This window comes from Kitasatospora sp. NPDC057692 (assembly GCF_042799475.1).
In the GTDB taxonomy this organism is placed as follows: Bacteria; Actinomycetota; Actinomycetes; order Streptomycetales; family Streptomycetaceae; genus Kitasatospora.
In genome coordinates this window covers 1-20,168 of the sequence record NZ_JBHVIV010000122.1, presented here as the reverse complement: position 1 = coordinate 20,168, position 20,168 = coordinate 1, and the positions used below count along the sequence as shown (strand labels likewise).

Here is a 20,168-nt window from a genome sequence, read left to right as displayed (position 1 = left end):
GCCCACCTCCCCGACTACATGCTCCCCTCCGCCTACATCACCCTCGACACCCTCCCCCTCAACGCCAACGGCAAAATCGACCGACGCGCCCTGCCGGTGCCCGACCGGGGCGCGCTGCGCACCGGCACGGAGCACGTGCCACCGCGCACCCCGACCGAGAAGGCGCTGGCCGCCATCTGGTCCGAGGTCCTCGGCGTCGACCAGATCGGCGTCCACGACCGCTTCTTCGACCTCGGCGGCCACTCGCTGCTCATGATCAAGGTCCTGGCCGCGGCCCGCGCCGCCGGCCTGGCGGTCTCGATCTACCGCATGTACCAGCACGACACCCTGATCGCCCTGGCGGAGGCGGTGGACGCGGACACGGCCGCCGCCTCCGGCGGGCCCGGTGCGCCCCCGGCCGGGTCCGGTGACGCCGGCCCGGCGGACCCGGCCGCCGACCGGCCGCGGTCCGCGGCCCCGACCACCGTGGAGGTCCCGGCGGAGCTGCTGGCCCAACTGCTCCGGCAGGCCGGCGAGGACGGCCGGGAGGGGGCGAGCGAGGCGGTGACGCGGGCCGCCGCCCTCCTCGCCGGCGCGCCGCACGACCGGACCCCCGCCGCACCGGGCGGGTTCGCCGAGGACATCGACGCGATCATGGCGGAGCACCACGTGCCCGGTGTCGCCCTCGCCGTCATCCGGGACGGCGCCGTGGCGGCCGTCGAGGGCCACGGCGTGCTCGCGGCCGGCGGCGGGGCGCCGGTGACGGACCGCACCCTGTTCCAGGTCGGCTCGATCAGCAAGCACGTCACCGCGCTGGGCGTGCTGCGCCTGGTGGAGCGGGGGATCGTCGACCTGGACACCGACATCGACGACTACCTCACCTCCTGGCACCTCGACGAGGCGCCGGGCGCTCCGGGACGCGTCACCCTGCGGATGCTGCTCGGGCACCGCGCCGGGCTCGCCCAGCAGCGCGGCTTCGCGTGCCGCCCCGGGGAGCCGGTGCCGCGGCTGCTCGACCTGCTGGAGGGCGGGGCGCCGGTGACCACCCCCCGGGTGCGCCGAGAGCTGCCGCCGGGAGAGGTGTTCCGCAAGAGCAGCACCCACTACTGGGTGGTCCAGCAGGTGCTGGAGGACGTCACGGGCGAGCCGTTCGAGCCGCTGATCCGGCGGCTGGTGCTGGACCCGCTCGGCCTCGCCGACAGCAGCTTCGACCAGGACCACCCGCACACCTCCGGCCTGCCGGTGGCGCTCGGCCACGACGCCCACGGCACCCCGCTCAAGGGCGGCTGGCGCGTGCGCGCCCACCTCGCGGCCGCGGGTCTGTGGACGACGGCCGCGGACACGGCCCGGTTCGTGGTCGCGGTGCGCGACGCCCTGCTCGGCGCGCCGGGGGCGCTGGTCCCCCAGGCCCTGGCCCGGGAGCTGCTGGCGGGCGAGACCGGCACCTTCTACGGGCTCGGGACCATCGTCGACGACAGCGGCGACGACCTGGAGTTCGGCCACGGCGGCGAACCCACGGGCTACCTGAACATGGCGATCAGCCACCTGCACGGCGGCACCGGCTTCGTCGCCCTGACCAACGCCGACTCCGGAAAGGCCGTCATCAAGTACCTGGCGGCCGAACTGGGCCGTGCCCAGGCCGGCTTCGGCAGCGGACGGCTGGCCTCCGACTGGCGCGTCGCCGACGGCGGCGACGGGCTCCCGGCGGTCCTCCGGTCCGTCCCCGGCGACGAACGGGCCTGACCGCGCGCTCCCCGCACGGACCGTGCGGGGAGCACACCCCCGTTCCCGCTCCGATCGGCCGGCCGGCACCCCTCGGGGACCGGCCGGCCCGCACCCCCGAAGGAAGAGGAGGAATCCGTGGCATCCGTCCGGCATCTGATCTCGATCGACGACCTCGACGACACCGATCTGCAGGCCCTGGTCCTCCGGGGCGCGGAGTTCTCGGCCGGCACCGCGGGACGCCCCGCCCCGCTCGCCGGGGACGTCGTGGGCGTCTACTTCAGCAAGACCTCCACCCGCACCCGGACCGCCTTCTCCAGCGGCGCTCTGCGGCTGGGCGCGCAGATCATCGCGTACGGCCCCGGCGACCTCCAGCTCAACACCGGCGAGACCAGCGAGGACACCGGCCGGGTGATGTCCCGCATGCTCGACGTCCTGGTCGCCCGCACCGCGGGTGACCCCGCCGAGATGCGCGCCTGGGCCGCCCAGGACCGGATGGCCGTGGTCAACGCGATGAGCGCCGACGAGCACCCCACCCAGGCGCTCACCGACCTGACCACGATGCACCGGCGGTTCGGCAAGGTCGAGGGACTGCGCGTGCTCTACGTGGGCGAGGGCAACAACACCGCCTCCGCGCTGTCCCTCGCCCTGACCCGCTTCCCCGGCGTCGAGTTCGACCTGCGCACCCCGCCCGGCTACGGCCTGGCCCCCTCCTACCGCGAGCGCGCGGCCGAGCAGGCCGCGCGGTACGGGTCGGTGTTCCGCGAGCGGCACCACATGGACGACCTGCCGGCCGGCCTGGACGTCGTCTACACCACGCGCTGGCAGACCACCGGCACCGCGAAGCCCGACCCGGACTGGCGCACGGTCTTCGCCCCGTTCCAGGTGACCGCGGCGCTGTGGGAGACCAGTCCGGCGGCCGTCTTCATGCACGACCTGCCGGCGCACCGCGGCGACGAGGTCACCGCCGAGGTCCTCGACGGCCCCGCGAGCATCGCCTTCGCGCAGGCCGAGAACAAGATGCACAGCGCGATGGCGGTCCTGGAGTGGTGCCGGGCATGACCCGCGTCGTGGGCGCCGAGGCCGTCGACGGTCCCGCCGACGGGCCTGCCGACGAGCCCGTCGACGGGTCGGCCGACGAGCCCGCGACGGCCACCGGGGCCGGCCCGGCCGCGGGCCCGGACCGGCCACTGCGCCGCAACCGGGAGTTCCTGCTGCTGTGGTCCGGGGCGAGCCTGTCCTTCCTCTCCGCCCGGGTCACGGCGGTCGCCTACCCGTTGATCGTGCTCTGGCACACCAGCTCCCCGCTGGCCATGTCCGTGGTGTCCACCGCGGCCCTGCTGCCGCTGCTGCTGGTGCAGCTGCCGGCCGGGGCGCTCGTGGACCGCTGGGACCGGCGGCGGCTGATGCTCGCGTGCGAGGCCGGCCGGCTGGCCGTGGTGGGCAGCGTCGCGCTCGCCCTCGCGGCGGGCCGCACGACGGTGGCGCACCTGGCGGCCGCGGCCTTCGTCGAGGCCGCCCTCGCGGTGTTCTACCGGCTCGCCGAACGCGGCGCCGTGCGCAACCTCGTGCATCCGGCGCACCTGCCGGCCGCCCTCGCGCAGAACGAGGCGCGCGGGCGGGCGGCCGGGCTGCTCGGCCAGCCCGCCGGCGTGCTGCTGCAGTCCGCGGCCCGCTGGCTGCCGTTCGGCTTCGGCGCGCTCGGCTACCTGCTCTCCGCCCTCTCCCTGCTGCTGATCCGCAAGGACTTCCAGCAGGAGCGCGCCGACCGCGCCGACCGGCCCCGGATGGCGACCGAGGTCGCGGAGGGGATGCGCTGGCTGTGGCGGCAGCGGTTCCTGCGCGCGGCGCTCGGGTACGTCGCCGGCACCAACGTGCTGTTCCAGATGCTGGCACTCGCGCTGATCCTGCGGATCAAGGAGACGGGACTGCCCTCGGCGACGCTCGCCGTCGTCATGGGCATCGGCGGCGTCGGCGGCCTGTGCGGAGCGCTCACGGGCAGCCGGATCCAGCGCCGGATGCGCCAGCGCACCCTGCTCATCGGCGGAGCCGTGACCTGGGCGCTGCTGATCGGCGCGATGGGCTTCACCGGCGCACCGGTCGCACTGGGCGCGCTGTACGCCGGCATCGGCTTCGTCGGCGCGGTGTTCAACGTCGGCGCGGCCGTCTACCAGGTCCGCACCACCCCCGACGCGCTCCAGGGCCGGGTCGCCGCGACGGCCGGACTCATCGGTTCCGGGACCAACGCGCTCGGGTCCTCCGCGGCCGGCCTGCTCCTCGCGGCCTGGGGCGCCCGGACCACCGTCCACGCGATCGCCGGCGCGATGGCCGTCCTCGCCCTGTTCACCGTCCTGGCCCCGGATCTGAAGGGAGAGATCACGGATGACGAGACCGACACCGGCACCGGCGGTGCCGCGCGCGGCTGACCGGTCCGGCTGGGAGGACCCGTGGCTGCGGGTCCACCCGGCCGCCACCGGCCGGCCGCCCCGGATCCGCCTGGTGTGCTTCCCGCACGCCGGCGGCACCGCCCAGCTCTTCCAGGGCTGGGCGGCCCGGCTGCCCGCGGACGTGGAGCTGCTGGCGGTCCGCTACCCGGGCCGGCAGGAGCGCCTGGCCGACCCGTTCCCCGCGGACATGGCCGAGCTCGCCGACGCCGTCACCGCCGCACTGCTGCCCCGCCTCGACCGCCCGCTCGCCCTGTTCGGGCACAGCATGGGCTCGAACGTCGCCTACGAGACCGCCCTGCGGCTGGAGTCCCGGCACGGGGTCGTACCGCGCCGGCTGATCGTCTCCGGCCGCTCGGCGCCGCACCGGATCCGCCGCACCGGCCCGCGCCCGTCCGGCGACGAGGACCTGCTGGCCGGGGTGCGCCGCCTGGGCTCGCCGGGCTCGGAGGCGTACGACATCCCCGAGCTGCGCGAACTGCTGCTGCCCGCGCTGCGCGCCGACTATCGGCTCGTCGAGGCCTACCGCCCGGCGTCCCCACCCCTGCGGACCAGGGCGCCGATCACCGCCTGCCTCGGACTCCAGGACCCCGGCTGCGACCCGGACTCCGTCCTGGCCTGGTCCGAGCTGACCAGGGCCGAGGACTTCGCCCTGCGCACCTACCCGGGCGACCACTTCTACCTCTCCCCGCGGGAGGCGGAGCTGGTCGCCGACATCACCAAGGATCTGGAGGCATGAACCCGATGGCACAGACGGACACCTGGGCCCCGTTCGCGATCGAGGCCGAGCAGGGCGGTGGCGCCGACGAACTCGTCACCCGCCTCACCGACCTGGGACCGCAGGAGCTGACCCGGCTGCTGACGGAGAAGAAGGGACTGGTCTTCCGGGGCTTCGGGGTCTCCCCCGACCGCCTGGACGAGGCGCTGGACCTGCTGCTGCCCAACCGGCTCGCCTACGTGCACGGCAACTCGCCGCGCACCAAGGTCGGCAGCAACGTCTACACCTCGACCGAGTACCCGCAGGAGTTCACCATCTCGATGCACAACGAGATGAGCTACGCCCACGCCTGGCCCGCCCGCCTCGCCTTCTACTGCCAGATCCAGCCGGGCGGCGGCGGCGCCACCCCGGTGGTGGACGCGGCGCTGTGGCTGGAGTCCCTGGACGCCGAGGTGCGGGAGGCCTTCGCGGGCGGCGTGCGCTACGTGCAGAACCTGCACGAGGGCTACGGCCTGGGCAAGAGCTGGCAGGACACCTTCGAGACGACCAGCCGCGCGGACGTGGAGGCGTTCCTCGCCCCGACCGGTGCCCAGTGGGAGTGGCGGGCGGACGGCAGCCTGCGCGTCTCCTCGCTGCGCCCGGCCACCACCCGCCACCCGGTCACCGGGGCGGAGGTGTGGTTCAACCAGTCCGACCAGTGGCACCCGGCCGGCCTCGGGGACGACACCGCGGCCGCCCTGGCGCAGATCATGCCCGAGGAGGACCTGCCGCAGAACGTCACCTTCGCGGACGGCCGCCCCATCCCGGCCGCGTACGTCGAGCAGATCCGCGACCGCGGCCTGGAGCACGCCGTCGACGTCGACTGGCGCACCGGCGACCTGCTGGTGATCGACAACGTCCTGCTGGCCCACGGCCGCCGTCCCTTCACCGGCGACCGCCGGGTGCTGGTCGCCATGTCGGACTGACCTTCCCGCTCCACGTCCACGCGTCCCACCGACGAACGGACCGAGGCGATGACCGCCGCACACGAGACAGGAGTGCTGGTCACATGACCGCGATCGAATTCACCGCAGAACCGGGCACCTCCCTGCACGCGTACGTCGCCGCCCACCGCGAGGACCTCCGCAAGGTCCTCGGCGAGCGTGGGGCCGTCCTGCTCCGCGGCTTCGAGGTCGGCGGCGTCGACGGTTTCGACGGCGTGGTGCGGGGCCTGTCCGGCAGCGCCCCGCTGCGCTACGCCGAACGTTCCTCGCCGCGCTCCACCATCAAGGGGCAGGTGTACACGTCGACCGACTACCCGGCCGACGAGGAGATCTTCCTGCACAACGAGAACTCGTACCAGGCCGCTTGGCCGAGCACCCTGTACTTCTACTGCATCGAGCCGGCGCTCACCCTGGGAGCCACCCCGCTCGCCGACATCCGCGAGGTCTACCGGCGGATCGACCCCGAGGTCCGGGGGGAGTTCGAGCGCAGGGGCTGGCAGGTCGTCCGCAACTTCCACGCGGAGTTCGGCGTGCCGTGGCAGGAGGCGTTCGGCACCCGGGACCGGGGCGCCGTCGAGGAGTACTGCCGCGACCGCGGCATCGAACCGCACTGGCGGCCGGACGGCGGACTGCGCACCACCGCCGTCCGCCGGGCGGTGCACACCCACCCGGCGAGCGGCAGCCGGGTCTGGTTCAACCACGCCACGTTCTTCCACGTCAGCACGCTGGCCCCGGAGGTCCGCAGCGGCCTGCGGGAGTTCTACGCCGAGGAGGACCTGCCCACCAACACGTACTACGGTGACGGCGGCCGCATCCCCGACGAGGTGATGGACCACCTGCGGGCCGCCTACCGGGCGGCGTCCACCCGCTTCGACTGGCAGCGCGACGACGTCCTCGTCGTCGACAACATGCTGGCGGCGCACGGCCGCGAGCCGTTCACCGGCCCCCGCAAGGTGGCCGTCGCGATGGCCGAGCCGTGGGACGGAGGCCGGTCGGCGGGCACCGGCTGACGGGGGGAAGGCCCCGGAGAAGGCCGACGGCGGGGCGCCCCTGGGGGGCGCCCCGCCGTTCTGCCTCCCCGCCGCGGCCACCGGAGTGCCGGGGCGGTCCGGAGGTGGCGCCGAACGGTGCGGGGGTTCACCGCCCGGCGCCGGATCAGGGGGTCATTCCCGGGTTCCCGCCAGCTCCACGGCCCTGCGCCGCAGGGAGAGGCCCGCCGGCACGACCGCCGAGACCACGGCGAGCACCATGCAGGCGCCCAGCGCCGCCGCGATCGTCGCCCACGGGACCTCGATGGTCGTCCACACCGAGAGCAGGCCCAGCGCGCTCCACATGCCCGCCAGGTTGAGGCCGGCGACCAGCGCGCCCAGCACTCCGCCGACCACGACCACCATCAGCGCCTCGGCGGCCACCAGCCGCAGCACCTGCCCCGTGGTGGCGCCGGCCAGCCGCAGCACGGCCAGCTCGCGGACCCGGTCGGAGGTCGCCATGACCATCGTGTTGGCCAGCGAGATGCCGGTGTAGAGGAGCGCGATCCCGAGGACCAGGAAGAAGCCCATCCGGGTCGTCCGGTTGGTCTCGGGGTACGTCTCCCGCACCCAGGCCTCCCGGGTGAGGACCTCCCCGCCGGGCTCCCCCAGCGCCTGGCGCAGCCCGGCGGCCACGGCGTTGGCGTCGGCGCCGTTCGCGAGGCGCACGTCGACCCGGTCGACGGGCGCCGCGGAGCCGTTGCGCGGGGTGACGTAGACGCCGTTGTTCCCGGTCCCGGTGCTCATGACCGCGACGATCCTCAGGGACTTCCGGGTGCCGTCGCCGAGCCAGAGGTCCACCCGCTCGCCGACGGTGTGCGTGGCCCACTCCTCGTTGACGACGATCGAGTCGTCGTCCAGGTCGCTGACCTTCCCCGCCACGATCGGGAGCCGGGCGGTCGCCTCCAGCGGTGCCGGCTCGGCGGCCCTGGCGTCGGACCGGCTGAGCGCCACGCCGTCCTCCAGGACGTAGACGGCGCTCGACGAGCTCGCCGACACCTCGGCGCCGGACACGGACCGCAGCCGCCGCAGGACCGCCTCGTCGAAGCCGGCGCCCGCGCCGCCCGCCGGAGTGACCACGAAGTCCGCGGCCGTCTGCTCCCGCACCTCGGTGGCCTTCGCCCCGTTGATGGTGGCGGTGGCGCCGAGCAGCGAGCCCGCCAGCGCGACGGTGACCAGCACGGGCGCCGCGACCGCGGCGGTGCGGCGGACCCCGGTGGCGGCGTTCTCCCGCACCAGCATGCCGCCGGCGCCCGGAAGCTGGGCCGGCAGCCAGGCGAGCAGCCGGGCCAGCGGCGCCACCAGCACCGGTGCGAGCAGCGCGACCGCGGTGATCAGCAGCATCGGCCGGCTCACATAGGTCTTGCGCTGGAGCAGGCCGCCCGGGTCCGACACCAGGGCGAGGACCAGGGTCACCACGGCCGTGATCACCAGGACGCCGCCGAACAGCCAGCGGCCCCAGGTCATCGGCCGGGTGTCCACGGACGCCTCGCGCAGCGCCTCGGTGGGGCCGGTGCGCCCCGCCCGCCAGGACGCGGCGAGCACGCCGCACAGGGCCACGAGCAGGCCCGTCCAGAACGCCATGTGGTACGGCCAGGTGTAGTCCCCGATGGTGAACCAGCGGGGCGCGAGGCGCTCGTCCACCGCCCAGGCGGCGAGCTTGGGGGCCCCGTAGGAGCCCAGCAGGCAGCCGGCCGCCGAGGCCAGCACGCCGACGGCGAGCGCCTCGTAGACGACCATCCGGCGGATCTGGCCCGGGGTCGCCCCGGCGGTGCGCAGCAGCCCGAACTCACGGCGCCGCTGGGCCACCGCGAACGCGAAGGTGGAGGCCACCACGAACACCGAGACGAACCCGGTGACGCCGCCGGCCGTGCCGAACATGGCGTTCATCGCGGTGAGCGCCTCGCTGTCCCGGTCGGGGTCGGCGTCGGCGTACCGGCGCTCGTTCCCGGTGAGGACCCGGACGCCCTCGCTGCCGCGCACCGCCTCGCGCACGGCCGCCGCGTCGGCGTCGACCACGAGCTGGGGGCTGTACGGCGACAGTTCGGCGGCGCGGGCGTCGGTGTAGAACACGGCGTCCTCGAAGCCGAGCCCGGCCACGGTGCCGACCACGCGCACCGGGCCGGCGTCCGTCCGCAGCTGGGTACCCGGTCGGGCCCAGTCGCCGCTGACGACGACCTCGTCGGCGGCCTTGGGCGCGCGTCCCGCGTCGAGCCGGTACGGCGCGAAGGCCGCGGTGGACCACGGGTGGCCCGTCAGGGCGGCGGGCCCGCCCTCGGCCCGGACGGCGAACGACCGGTCCGGGACGACGGTTCCCAGGCCCCGCAGCCTGGCGACCGCGTCGTCCGGAACGGCCCGCGGCCGGGCGAGCTTCTGGCTGCGGTCGCCGATCGAGGTGGGCACCGTCAGGGTGTCCTGGCCCTTGACGACGACCGGCGCGGCGGCGAACCGCTCCGGACCCCGTTCGGGCGCGTCCAGCGAGGACGCCAGGGCCAGTCCCATCACGGCGATCAGCGCCACGCCGAGGGAGAGGGCGACGAAGCTGCCGACGAAGGTGACCCAGCGGGTGCGCAGGCCGCGCAGCGAGGTGCTCAGCACGGCGTCGCCTCAAGCTTCGTCATCCGCGCCGCGATGTCCTCGGCGGTGGGGCCGAGCAGCTCTCCGTTGACCCGGCCGTCGACGAGGAAGACGACGCGGTCGGCGTAGGAGGCGGCGACCGGGTCGTGGGTGACCATGATGATCGTCTGGCCGTCCCGGTCGACCATGCCGCGCAGCAGGGCCAGCACCTCGCGGCTGGTCTGGGTGTCGAGCGCGCCGGTCGGCTCGTCGCCGAACAGCACTTCGGGGCGGGTGATCAGGGCGCGGGCCAGGGCGACCCGCTGCTGCTGCCCGCCGGACATCTCCGTCGGGCGGTGCCGCGCCCGGTCACCGAGTCCCACCTGTTCGAGGACCTCGCGCACCTGGGCCTTCTTCGGGCGGCGGCCGGCCAGCCGCATCGGCAGGGCCACGTTCTGCTCGGCGCTCAGCGAGGACAGCAGGTTGAAGGACTGGAACACGAAGCCGATGCGCTCGCGGCGCAGGAGGGTCAGCTTGGTCTCGCTCAGTGTGGACAGCTCGGTGTCCCCCACGGTGATCGAGCCCGACGTGGGCCGGTCCAGGCCCGCGGCGCACTGCAGCAGGGTCGACTTGCCGGAGCCGGAGGGGCCCATCACGGCGGTGAAGGTCCCCCTCGGGAAGGAGAGCGTCACCTCGTCCAGGGCCGTGACGGACGTGCCGCCCGAGCCGTACTTCCGGGTCACGGAGCGCAATCGGATCGCGTCGTTGCTCATGTGTTCCAACTCGTGTCGGTGGACGTCGTCCCGCTCGCCTCGGCGGGACGGAGACTTCGGGGACTTCGGGGACTTCGGAGTACTACGTGGTGCCGGTCGCTCCCGGGGCGGCCCGCTCATCCGGGCCCGGCCGGGCCCAGCAGGTAGCCGATCAGGACGAAGGCCGGCGCCCAGACCGCGCTGCTGAGCACGGACCAGAGGAGGTAGCGGCGCAGCGGCATCCCGGTCGCCCCGCACAGCGTCGGCACCAGGGTCCGCAGCACCGCGGTGAAACGGCCCACGAACACCGCGCCGCCGCCCTGACGCTCGATCAGCCCCAGGGCGCGCTCGGTGAATCTGCGGTGCCGGGTGCGGCTCGTCACCCGGGCCATCAGCCGCTCGCTCCAACGGCTTCCGATGGCGTACCCGGCCAGGTTGCCCAGTACCGCGCCGACGAGCGCGGTCAGCAGGACCGCCTCGACCGTGACGTGCCCGTGCGAGGCGAGCACCCCGCTCAGCACCACCGCGGTCTGCCCGGGCAGCAGCGCGCCCACGATCGGGAGCGCCGCCTCCAGGGCGGGCAGCAGCAGCACGGCGGCGAGGATGCCGAAGCCGCCGTGCGCCAGCATCCGCTCGGCCAGCCATCCCATCACGGGGCGCCCCCTCCCTCGTCTCCGTCGTGCCTCCACGAAACCGCAGAGACCCCGCGCGGCGCACTGCGGCAGGGACGAGACTTGGGGTAGGGCCAAACCTACCCCCGGGCGTCGGGCCCGGCTCACCCCAGCCCGCCGGGGCCGCGGGCCGGGTCCGCCGGGGGCGTCGCCTCAACCCGCCCGCAGCAGCTGCCCTGCCGCGGGGAACTCCTCCAGGCTCGCCGCGGTGAGCCGGAGCAGCGGGTGGAAGGAGTAGCAGGGCGCACCGGTGGGGTCGATGCCGCGTGCCTCCAGGAGCGAGGCCTCGACCAGCCGCTCCAGCAGCTCCTCGACCGGGTTCTCGGGCATTCCGAGCAGGGCGGCGGCCTCCTCCGCGGTGAATTCCGGGGCCGGAAAAGCGGCCAGACGCCGAATCAGCTGCCGTTCCCACTGGGGCCGTTGAAAGGCCGCGAGGAGGCTCCGCCCCACGTCGAAGGTGCCCGCCCGGAGCTCCTCGACGCGGGAGGCGGGATCGGCCAGCCGGCGCGCGAACCGGGTCACCGGCCAGTGCGGCCGGGCCGCGAGCCGGGCGGCGGCGGCCCGCAGTGCGAGCGGCAGCCGGCCGCAGGCCTCGACGACGGCGCGGGCCGCCTCGGGCTCCGCGGCGATCCGGCAGGCCCCGACGATCGCGGCGAGCAGGTCCAGGCACTCGCCGGGCCCCATGGGATCCAGCGCCACGGTCCACGAACCGGGCACCGCGGAGAGCCGGTTGCGGCTCGTCACCAGAACGGCGGCGTCGGCCGTGGCCGGCAGCAGCGGGTCCAGCTGCAGCTCGTTCACCGCGTCGTCCAGGAGGATCAGCAGCCTGCGTCCGGCCGTCAGGGTCCGGTACCGGTGGACCAGTTCCTCGGTCCGGGCCGCCCCGCCGTTCGGGTCCGGCAGGTTCCGGGGGCTCTCGCCGAGTGCCCGCAGCAGCGTGACCAGGACCTCGCCGCAGTCCACGACGGCGCCGTCGTCGCCGCGCAGCCTGGCGTACAGCAGGCCGTCCGGGAAGCGGTCGGCCGCCGCGTGGGCGGCCCGGAGGGCGAGCGCGGTCTTGCCGACCCCGGGCATCCCGCTGATGAGTAACCGGCGCGGCCGGAACCCGGCGCCGCCGTTCGCCCGCGACGGCTGCAGGCGCTCCAGCAGCTCGTCGAACTCGTACCCCCGGCCCGTGAAGTCGCTCGGCGCCGGCGGAACCGTGACCGGCGGCACGGCCACCGGCGGCGGACCGGGCACCGGGTCCGGCGCGGGGTGCGGAAGGGCGTCCAGCTCTCCGCTCAACAGGGACCGGTAGGCGGCGGCGAGGTCGGGCCCCGGGTCCACCCCCAGTTCCTCGGCGAGCACCTCGCGGCCCTCGTGGTAGACGTGCAGGGCGTCGGCCTGCCGCCCGCACCGGTACAGGGCGGCCATCAGCTGCGCCCGGAGCCGCTCACGGACCGGGAACTCGGCGACGAGCCGGGTGAGTTCGGAGACCAGCAGGCCGTGCCGGCCGAGCGCGAGGTCCGCCTCGATGCGGTGCTCCAGGACGGTCATCCGGGCCTCCTCCAGCCGCGGCAGCTCCGCCTCCGCGAGGTGCGGCGTGCAGTTGGCCAGCGCCGGCCCCTGCCACAGGTCGAGGGCCTTCCCCAGCGTCTCGGCCGCCTGCGTGAACCGCCGCTCCTCCAGGGCCCTGCGCCCGAGCCGCTCCAGCTGCCCGAACTCCAGGAGGTCGACCCGCGCCCCCTCGGCGACCAGCTGGTAGCCGGGCTGCCGGCGGACCAGGTCGGCCCCGGGGCCGAGCAGCTTCCGCAGTCTGGAGATGTAGGTGTAGATCTGGGCGTTCCAGGTGGACGGCGGATCCCATCCCCACAGCAGTTCGCTCAGTCTGACGTCGCTCACCACGCGACCGCGGGCGAGGAGCAGCACGGCGAGGACCGTGTGCATCTTGGTGCCCGACAGCGGGACGCGAAGCCCCCCCTTCCGAGCTTCGACCGGACCGAGCAGCCTGAATTCCATGCAAACCCCCATCTGCTGGATGGACGCCCCGAAGAAGGCGGCCATGGCAAGAATCGAACCACTGAATATCCGTCTGCGAACTTTATCCGCCCACACATTGCTGGAAAACGACTTTTCCGGTCGGCCGGGGAGCGCGGTCGGCACGGCTCCGCATTCCCCCCGCCCGGGCCTGCGGGCCCGTACGGGGGTGGGGCTGGCCCTACCCCCGACCCGCCATCTGGACCGATGGCGCCGGACCGATCCGTCCGCCTACCGTGGTCCCATGCACCCTCGCACTGTGTGGCAGGCCATGTCCCGGCCGAACTTCCTGCTGTCGGCCTGGCCCTGGCGCTCCGTCGCCTACCTGTCCACCGGCGCGGTGGCCGGTGCCGTCACCCTGGTGGCGATCGTGACGGTGGCCGCCCTCTGCGGAGTGCTCGCCGTCGCTCTGGTGGGGCTGCCGCTGCTCGCCATGGTCGCCCTCAGCGGGATCCCGGTGGCCTGGATGGAGCGCCACCGGCTGCGCCTGATCGACCGCAACCCGACGGTCGGTCAGCACCAGCCGCCGGCCGCACCGGGGATGTGGAGCTGGCTGACCACCCGGCTGCGCGAGCAGTCGACCTGGCGGGAGCTCGGCCACGCGCTGCTGTTCGCCGGACTGCTGTGGCCGATCGACGCCCTGGTCGTGACCTTCGGGCTGCTCCTGCCCGTCTCCATGGTCGCCGCCCCCGTGACGATGGCCACGGTCGGCGACGGCCACGAGACGAAGGTGCTCAAGCAGTGGACGATCACCACCTGGCCGACCGCGTTCGGCGTCGCCGTGCTCGGTCTGCTCGTGCTCGTCGCCTGCGGCTACGTGCTCGGCGTCGCGGCGGGCGCCCGGGCCGAACTGGCCCGTCTGCTGATCACCTCCCGCGAGGGCGAGCTGGACGCGAAGGTGGTCGAGCTGTCCCGTTCCCGGGTGCGCCTGGTGGACGCCTTCGAGGCGGAGCGCCGCCGCATCGAGCGCGACCTGCACGACGGCGCGCAACAGCGGCTGGTGGCCCTGACGATGACCCTCGGCCTGGCCCGGCTGGACGCTCCGCCCGGCCCGCTCGCCGACCAGCTCGCCAAGGCCCACGAGGAGGCCGGGAAAGCGCTCGCCGAGCTGCGCGAGCTGATCCAGGGCATCCACCCCAAGATCCTCGCGGACTACGGCCTGGAGGCCGCGGTCGCGGACGCCGCCGACCGCTCCGCCGTGCCCGTCGAGGTCGACCTCGAACTGCCCGGCCGGCTTCCCCAGGCGGTCGAGTCCGCGGCGTACTTCGTGGTCTGCGAGGCGCTCGCCAACGTCGCCAAGCACAGCGGGGCCGACCGCGCGCAGGTGAGCGGCGGTCACCGCGACGGCCGCCTGTTCCTCCAGGTGCGCGACGACGGCCGGGGCGGCGCGGATCCCACCGCGGGCAGCGGACTCACCGGACTCGCGGACCGGGTGTCCGTCCTCGATGGCAGACTTGCCCTGTCCAGTCGACCGGGTGGACCGACCCTGCTGCTTGTGGAGTTCCCTTGCGAGTTGACCAAAGCGGCCGGCCGCTCCGCGTAGTGCTCGCCGAGGACAGCGTGCTGCTGCGGGAAGGCCTCGTCGGTCTGCTCAGCCGGTGCGGGAACGAGGTGGTCGCGGCGGTGGGGGACGCGGAGGCGCTGATCACCGCGGTCGAGGAGCACGAGCCGGACATCGTGGTGACGGACGTCCGCATGCCGCCCGGCTTCCAGGACGAGGGACTGCACGCGGCGGTGCGGCTGCGCGAGACGCGGCCCACCCTGCCGGTCCTGGTCCTCAGCCAGTACGTCCAGCGCACCTACGCCTCGGACCTCCTGGACTCCGGTGACGGCTCGGGGATCGGCTATCTGCTGAAGGACCGCGTCGGCCAGGTCGAGGAGTTCGTCGACGCCCTGCACGAGGTCGCGGACGGCGGGACGGTGGTCGACCCCGAGGTGGTGCGCCAGCTGCTGCGCCGCCGGCGCCACCCGCTGGAGAAGCTCACGCCGCGCGAGCGCGAGGTGCTGGCGCTGATCGCCGAGGGCAAGTCCAACGGCGCGATCGCCAAGGAGCTGGTGGTCTCCGAGGCCGCGATCGGCAAGCACATCGGCAGCATCCTCACCAAGCTGGACCTGCCTCCGACCGACGAGACCCACCGCCGGGTGCTGGCCGTCCTCGCCTATCTGCGGGCCTGACCGACGGCCCGGCCGCGACGGCTCGCCGCCCGCCGGCCGCGGCGGGCCCACGACCGCGTCCAACCCTCTGACCTGCACGATGTACCCCCGTTGACGCGCGCTGCGCTGACATGTGTGGAACGTGACGTGGTACCGTCCGGCCGCCTTCGGGCAGACCCGTGCCGGACGAGGCGCCCCGCCCGCGGTGGTCCGCGGACGGCGGCGGTGCCGCCCGCACGGCCCCGGGCAGCGCGCGGCCGACGGTGAGCACAGTGGGCCGGCCGGGCCCGCCGATCATCGAAAAGCGGAACGGAGCGCGGCGTTCCGCCGGAGGGCGGCGGACGCGCGTGCGTCGGACCCCGCGTCAGATCCCGTGTCGGCCTTCCCGCGGAACGCCGTGGCACGAGGGAACGTCAGGCGGTCCGGACCCTGATCCGCACGCGCACTCGCACGCGGAATCGAACGAGCACCGCGGTGCGCCCGGCCGGGCGGCCGAGGTCGCCCGCCGGTCCAGGAGATCGCCGCCGACCGCCCGGCACCACCGGCTCACCGGCACCACCGACTCACCGCCGACGCGACGAGAGCCCCCCATGGCTGACGTTCGCGACGGCGTCCGTTCCGGCCGGCCACCGCACCGGACTCACGGCCCGGATGCGGGCGGTTCCATGGCGCCCTGGCCGCGGAACCGCATCATAACTCACACCCCCGCACGAACGATCCGGCAACCGACTCGACGGCGGCTTCCACCGGGAGCAATCGATGGAGACAACCGGAATCCGAGGCTGCCTGGACAGTGCTCACCAACCATCTGAAATGGGTGCATCCATCCACGTCTCGGCCCCCGTATATTGATCGACCGCCCGGCCGCAGAACCCAACAGCCGTCGGCGGGATGATTTCAGCTCACTCCATACCCATCCTCGCGCCGACACAGCCCCCGGCGGCCGGGTTGGCGGGATGAGTTCGATAGATGGCGCGTTCGAGTCGAAATATAGGAATTCCGTAGGCCGGTGCGGCCACGGAGCACCCGGCCGCCGCACCGCCCGATCCGCCCTTTCCGAATCGGCGGTCCGGGGGCCGGACCGGATCGATTCGCGGGCGTTCCACCGGCCCTCCCCCGGCGACGCCTTCCGCCGGGGCGCCACGGGCCCGACGGCCGCGCGTGCGCCCCTCCCGTCCCGCGCCGACGTTCCGTCCACCGCGCCCCGGGCGGGGCCTCCCGCCAACAGGCGCACACAGCACCGATCCCCGCGGCCGCCTCGGCCACGGGGATCGGTGCGCGCATCTCACGCCCTACGGGGTCACACGCTCGCCGGCGCCTCCTCAGACCGCGAGCGCCGGGCGGTGGTGGTCCAGCCACAGCGCGAGGTCCACGACCCGCTCCAGCCGCAGCCGGTGGCCCCACTCCAGCTGGTCGGCCGGCGTGTCCAGGCTGCTCTTGATCACCGTCTCGTCCGCGATGTCGCGCACGTGCGGCGCGTCCAGCGCCTCCCGGGCGAGCCGCTGCAGGCCGCTGTTGTAGTCGGCGTGGTGGGTGGCCGGGTAGTGGTTCTTCGGCCGCCACAGCACCGATTCCGGGGCGATGCCCTGACCGGCCGCGCGCAGCAGGCTCTTCTCGCGCCCGTCGTAGTTCTTCATCGCCCACGGGGTGTTGAACGCGTACTCGACCAGTCGGTGGTCGCAGTACGGCACCCGCACCTCCAGGCCCTGCGCCATCGACAGCCGGTCCTTGCGGTGCAGCAGCTGGCGCAGCCAGCGGGTCAGCGACAGGTGCTGCATCTCGCGCTGCCGGTGCTCGGCCGCGCTCTCGCCCTCGACGTGCGGGACGGCCGCCAGCGAGCTGCGGTAGGTGTCGTCGCGGAACTCGGCGATCCGCAGGTGGGCGGCGAGGTCCGGGTTGATCGGCATCGCCGCCTCGTCCCCGGTGACCAGCAGCCAGGGGAAGGTCTGCGCCGCGAGCGCCTTGGGGTTGTGGAACCACGGGTACCCGCCGAACACCTCGTCGGCCGCCTCCCCGGAGAGCGCGACCGTCGAGTGCTTGCGGATCTCGCCGAACAGCAGGTAGAGCGAGGTGTCCATGTCGCCGACGCCGATCGGCGAGTCCCGGGAGACCACGACGGCCCGCCGGTTCTCCAGGTCGAGCAGGGTGCGCGGGTCGAGCACCACGGTGGAGTGCTCGCTGCCGATGAACGCGCCGGCCTCGGCGGCGTACGGGGTGTCGTGGCCGGTGCGCAGCACGTCGCCGGTGAACTGCTCGGCCTGGTCGCTGTAGTCGACGGCGTACGAGCGCAGCCTGGCCTGCGGGCCCTCCTGGACGCGCAGCTCGTCGGCGACCAGCGCGGTCACGATGGTGGAGTCCAGCCCCCCGGAGAGCAGGCTGCAGAGCGGGACGTCCGCCTCCAGCTGGGCGCGGGCGGCACGGTCGACCAGCTCGCCGATCCGCTCCTTGGTGGCGTCCAGGTCCTCGGTGTGCGGGCGGGCGGTGAGCTCCCAGTAGCGGCGCTCGCGCACGCCGGAGCGGTCGAGGACGAGCAGGCCGCCGGGGTGCACCTCGCGGACGCCGGACCAGACCGTGGGGCCGGTGTTGAAGAGCAGGCTATAGGCCTCGCGCAGGCCGTCGGCGTCCACGGTGGGGGTGACCTCGGGGTGGGCGAACAGCGCCTTGGGCTCGGAGCCGAAGGCCAGGCCGCCGTCGATCTCCGCCCAGAACAGCGGCTTGACGCCGAGCCGGTCGCGGACCAGCAGCAGGCGCTGCTCGCGCTCGTCCCAGACGGCGAAGGCGTACATGCCCTCCAGCCGCTCGACGAGCGCGTCGCCCCACTCCTGGTAGGCGCGGAGCACCACCTCGGTGTCGCTGCGGGTCTCGAACCGGTGCCCTCGGGCGCGCAGTTCGGCCCGCAGCTCGTGGTGGTTGTAGACCTCGCCGCTGTAGGTGAGGACGGCGCCCGGCTCCTCGTGCCGGTCGGGCATGGGCTGGGCGCCGCCCTCGATGTCGATGACGGCGAGCCGCCGGTGGCCGAGCGCCGCGTGGCGGCCGAGCCAGACGCCGCCGGCGTCGGGGCCGCGCAGGGTCATGGTGGCGGTCATCGCCTCGATGACGGGGGCGCTGTGGCGGACGTCCTGGTGGAAGGACACCCAGCCGGTGATTCCGCACATGCGCGAGCACTCCTTGGACGAGCAGACAATCGGATCCGGCCCAGCAGTCGGACAAGCGGGAGCGGTGGTTCCACGGATTCGGACACATTTCCGGCCACGCCCTGACGGTCCCGACATTTTGAACACGTTCAGACAGTGGTTAGGCTGGGTACCGACGAACGACCGAGGGGGGTCTCGATGAGAATCGTCATACCCGGGGGAACCGGGCAGATCGGCCGCATCCTGGACCGGGCGCTCACCGCCGACGGCCACGAGGTGCTGGTCCTCACCCGCCGGCCCCGGCGGGACCAGGAGATCCACTGGGACGGCCGCTCGCTCGGCCGCTGGACGGACGCGCTCGACGGCGCGGACGCCGTCGTCAACCTCGCCGGGCGCAGCATCGACTGCCGCTACACCGAGCAGAACCTGCGCGACATGCGCGAGTCCCGGGTGCACTCCACCCGGACCGTCGGCCGGGCCATCGCCGGCGCCCGGCGCCCGCCCCGGGTCTGGCTGCAGATGAGCACCGCCACCATCTACGCCCACACCTTCGGCACCCCGCACGACGAGGACACCGGCGTCATCGGCGGCGGCGAGCCCGACGCGCCCCGGTCCTGGGACCACAGCGTGCGGATCGCGCGCGACTGGGAGCGCGAGCAGTCGGACGCCGCCACCCCGCGGACCCGCCGGGTCGCGCTGCGCTGCGCCGCCGTGATGAGCCCGGACGCCGGCGGCGCCTTCGACCGGCTGGTGCGGCTCTCCCGGGCCGGCCTCGGCGGGCCGGTGGACGGCGGCGCGCAGTACGTGTCGTGGATCCACGACCACGACCTGGTCCGCGCCGTGCGCTTCCTGATCCACCGCGAGGACGTCACCGGCCCGGTGAACCTGGCCGCGCCGAAGCCGCTGCCGCAGCGGGCGTTCATGCGCACGCTCCGGCAGGCCAAGGGCATCCCGGTCGGGCTGCCGGCCACCCGGTGGATGGCCCGGGCGGGTGCGCTCGCGCTGCGCTCGGACACCGAACTGCTGCTCAAGAGCCGGGCCGTGGTGCCGGGCCGGCTGCTGGCGGCCGGGTTCGGCTTCGAGCATCCGCACTGGCCCGCGGCGGCCGCCGACCTGGTCCGCCGGATGCGCCCCTGAGCGCGGCCCCCCGCCCGTACGGGTCCCGGGACACGGGCGCCCCCGGAACCCGTACGGCCCCCGCACCCGGGCGGCCGTACGATGGGCGGCGGGCCGAACGGACCGGGCGGCACGGCGGGCAGGACGGCAGAGGAGCGAACGGGTGCTGCGCGGATTCGGCGATCTGGAGGCCGAGATCATGGACCGGCTCTGGTCCTGGGGCCGCCCGGCCACCGTCCGCGAGGTCGTCGACGACCTGCAGCGGCAGCGCCCCGTCGCGTACACCACCGTCAACACGGTCGCCGACATCCTGCACACCAAGGGGTGGCTGCGGCGCGAGAAGGCCGGCCGCGCCTGGGTGTACGAGCCGACCTGCACCCGGGAGTCGTACACCGCGCAGCTGATGCACCAGGCGCTGGAGACCACCTCGGACCGCGCCGGGGCGCTGCTGCACTTCGTCGACCGGATCAGCGGGGACGAGGCGACGGCGCTGCTCGCCGCCCTGGAGCAGGTCAAGGCCAGGGACGACGACCGGTGACCCTGGTCCTGCTCGCGCTCCACCTGCTCCTGGTCGGCGTCCTGCTCCCCCGGCGGCTGGCCGGCTCGCGGCGGCTCCAGGCCCGCCCGCGCCTCGGCGCCGCGGTCTGGCTCGCGCTGATGGCCTCCTTCGGCACCGGTCTGCTGCTGGCCGCGCACCACCTCCTGGCCCCGCTCGGGCACGAGCCGGCCGGGCTGGTCGGCCTGCTGCCGCACGTCGAGCGGCCCACCGCGGTCGTGCCGCACGCCCACGGCTGGTGGGTGCCGGCCGCCGCGGTCGCGACCGCCGCGGCGGTGGCGGCGGCGCTGGCCGCCCGGGCCGCGCGGGCGCGGCGGCGGCACCGGACGGCGCTGGACC

15 protein-coding genes and 1 pseudogene are annotated in these 20,168 nt (G+C 74.5%); 11 read left to right on the top strand and 5 right to left on the bottom strand.

Going from position 1 to position 20,168, the window contains the following annotated elements; translation table 11 throughout:
- The 6 genes from ACFVFS_RS37610 to ACFVFS_RS37585 all read left to right on the top strand — a co-directional run.
- On the top strand, nucleotides 1-1,722 hold a 1,722-nt coding region (locus ACFVFS_RS37610), incomplete at its 5' end, for a serine hydrolase (RefSeq protein ID WP_380629498.1).
- A 117-nt stretch (nucleotides 1,723-1,839) separates the two neighbouring features.
- Nucleotides 1,840-2,763 carry an ornithine carbamoyltransferase gene (locus ACFVFS_RS37605; RefSeq protein WP_380629497.1) on the top strand — a complete coding sequence of 308 codons (924 nt, stop codon included), beginning with the start codon at nucleotides 1,840-1,842 and terminating at the stop codon, nucleotides 2,761-2,763.
- Nucleotides 2,760-4,127, top strand: a complete 1,368-nt coding sequence (locus ACFVFS_RS37600; protein ID WP_380629496.1) for an MFS transporter — start codon at nucleotides 2,760-2,762, stop codon at nucleotides 4,125-4,127. Before ACFVFS_RS37605 ends, ACFVFS_RS37600 begins: the two co-directional genes overlap by 4 nt.
- Nucleotides 4,084-4,884: a thioesterase II family protein gene (locus ACFVFS_RS37595; protein ID WP_380629495.1), complete on the top strand. Its 801-nt coding sequence runs from the start codon at nucleotides 4,084-4,086 to the stop codon at nucleotides 4,882-4,884. The genes ACFVFS_RS37600 and ACFVFS_RS37595 overlap by 44 nt, the downstream gene beginning before the upstream one ends.
- Before the next feature lie 5 nt (nucleotides 4,885-4,889).
- Entirely contained in the window at nucleotides 4,890-5,828 is a 939-nt protein-coding gene (locus tag ACFVFS_RS37590) for a TauD/TfdA family dioxygenase (RefSeq protein WP_380629501.1), read from the top strand.
- A gap of 83 nt (nucleotides 5,829-5,911) precedes the next feature.
- Entirely contained in the window at nucleotides 5,912-6,856 is a 945-nt protein-coding gene (locus ACFVFS_RS37585) for a TauD/TfdA family dioxygenase (RefSeq protein ID WP_380629494.1), read from the top strand.
- A 153-nt stretch (nucleotides 6,857-7,009) separates the two neighbouring features.
- On the opposite strand, the gene ACFVFS_RS37580 is transcribed toward ACFVFS_RS37585, so the two are convergent.
- The 4 genes from ACFVFS_RS37580 to ACFVFS_RS37565 form a co-directional block, all read right to left on the bottom strand.
- Nucleotides 7,010-9,472 carry an FtsX-like permease family protein gene (locus ACFVFS_RS37580; protein WP_380629493.1) on the bottom strand — a complete coding sequence of 821 codons (2,463 nt, stop codon included), beginning with the start codon at nucleotides 9,470-9,472 and terminating at the stop codon, nucleotides 7,010-7,012.
- On the bottom strand, nucleotides 9,466-10,203 hold the full coding sequence (locus ACFVFS_RS37575) for an ABC transporter ATP-binding protein (RefSeq protein WP_380629492.1): 738 nt from the start codon (nucleotides 10,201-10,203) through the stop codon (nucleotides 9,466-9,468). The genes ACFVFS_RS37580 and ACFVFS_RS37575 overlap by 7 nt, the downstream gene beginning before the upstream one ends.
- Nucleotides 10,204-10,319: 116 nt before the next feature.
- On the bottom strand, nucleotides 10,320-10,832 hold the full coding sequence (locus tag ACFVFS_RS37570) for a DedA family protein (protein ID WP_380629500.1): 513 nt from the start codon (nucleotides 10,830-10,832) through the stop codon (nucleotides 10,320-10,322).
- A 174-nt stretch (nucleotides 10,833-11,006) separates the two neighbouring features.
- Nucleotides 11,007-12,851 (bottom strand): BTAD domain-containing putative transcriptional regulator, encoded by a 1,845-nt coding sequence (locus ACFVFS_RS37565; RefSeq protein ID WP_380629491.1) that lies wholly within the window; start codon nucleotides 12,849-12,851, stop codon nucleotides 11,007-11,009.
- A 289-nt stretch (nucleotides 12,852-13,140) separates the two neighbouring features.
- Here ACFVFS_RS37565 and ACFVFS_RS37560 point away from each other — a divergent pair, with 289 nt between their 5' ends.
- Both ACFVFS_RS37560 and ACFVFS_RS37555 read left to right on the top strand, forming a co-directional pair.
- Nucleotides 13,141-14,412: a sensor histidine kinase gene (locus tag ACFVFS_RS37560; protein WP_380629499.1), complete on the top strand. Its 1,272-nt coding sequence runs from the start codon at nucleotides 13,141-13,143 to the stop codon at nucleotides 14,410-14,412.
- Nucleotides 14,376-15,044, top strand: a complete 669-nt coding sequence (locus ACFVFS_RS37555) for a response regulator (RefSeq protein WP_380629490.1) — start codon at nucleotides 14,376-14,378, stop codon at nucleotides 15,042-15,044. Before ACFVFS_RS37560 ends, ACFVFS_RS37555 begins: the two co-directional genes overlap by 37 nt.
- 1,301 nt (nucleotides 15,045-16,345) lie before the next feature.
- Here the strand turns inward: ACFVFS_RS37555 and asnB are convergent.
- Complete coding sequence (gene asnB / locus ACFVFS_RS37550) at nucleotides 16,346-18,178, bottom strand: asparagine synthase (glutamine-hydrolyzing) (RefSeq protein WP_380629489.1); 1,833 nt, start codon at nucleotides 18,176-18,178, stop codon at nucleotides 16,346-16,348.
- A gap of 177 nt (nucleotides 18,179-18,355) precedes the next feature.
- Between asnB and ACFVFS_RS37545 the strand changes: the two genes are divergently transcribed.
- The 3 genes and pseudogenes from ACFVFS_RS37545 to ACFVFS_RS37535 form a co-directional block, all read left to right on the top strand.
- Nucleotides 18,356-19,294, top strand: coding sequence for a TIGR01777 family oxidoreductase (locus ACFVFS_RS37545; RefSeq protein ID WP_380629488.1), 939 nt, complete (start codon nucleotides 18,356-18,358; stop codon nucleotides 19,292-19,294).
- A gap of 145 nt (nucleotides 19,295-19,439) precedes the next feature.
- The gene (locus tag ACFVFS_RS37540) at nucleotides 19,440-19,811 is read left to right on the top strand and encodes a BlaI/MecI/CopY family transcriptional regulator (RefSeq protein WP_376088136.1); all 372 of its coding nucleotides are present in this window, start codon (nucleotides 19,440-19,442) and stop codon (nucleotides 19,809-19,811) included.
- Nucleotides 19,808-20,168: pseudogene (locus ACFVFS_RS37535) on the top strand (M56 family peptidase); the annotation flags it as partial. The gene ACFVFS_RS37540 and the pseudogene ACFVFS_RS37535, both read left to right, overlap by 4 nt.

Bases quoted from the DNA above. Each gene is read 5' to 3' on its own strand.
- ACFVFS_RS37595 (WP_380629495.1), top strand. From the start codon at position 4,084: ATGACGAGACCGACACCGGCACCGGCGGTGCCGCGCGCGGCTGACCGG.
- ACFVFS_RS37570 (WP_380629500.1), bottom strand. From the start codon at position 10,832: ATGGGATGGCTGGCCGAGCGGATGCTGGCGCACGGCGGCTTCGGCATC.
- asnB (WP_380629489.1), bottom strand. From the start codon at position 18,178: ATGTGCGGAATCACCGGCTGGGTGTCCTTCCACCAGGACGTCCGCCAC.
- ACFVFS_RS37565 (WP_380629491.1), bottom strand. From the start codon at position 12,851: ATGGAATTCAGGCTGCTCGGTCCGGTCGAAGCTCGGAAGGGGGGGCTT.
- ACFVFS_RS37575 (WP_380629492.1), bottom strand. From the start codon at position 10,203: ATGAGCAACGACGCGATCCGATTGCGCTCCGTGACCCGGAAGTACGGC.
- ACFVFS_RS37560 (WP_380629499.1), top strand. From the start codon at position 13,141: ATGTCCCGGCCGAACTTCCTGCTGTCGGCCTGGCCCTGGCGCTCCGTC.
- ACFVFS_RS37600 (WP_380629496.1), top strand. From the start codon at position 2,760: ATGACCCGCGTCGTGGGCGCCGAGGCCGTCGACGGTCCCGCCGACGGG.
- ACFVFS_RS37590 (WP_380629501.1), top strand. From the start codon at position 4,890: ATGGCACAGACGGACACCTGGGCCCCGTTCGCGATCGAGGCCGAGCAG.
- ACFVFS_RS37585 (WP_380629494.1), top strand. From the start codon at position 5,912: ATGACCGCGATCGAATTCACCGCAGAACCGGGCACCTCCCTGCACGCG.
- ACFVFS_RS37545 (WP_380629488.1), top strand. From the start codon at position 18,356: ATGAGAATCGTCATACCCGGGGGAACCGGGCAGATCGGCCGCATCCTG.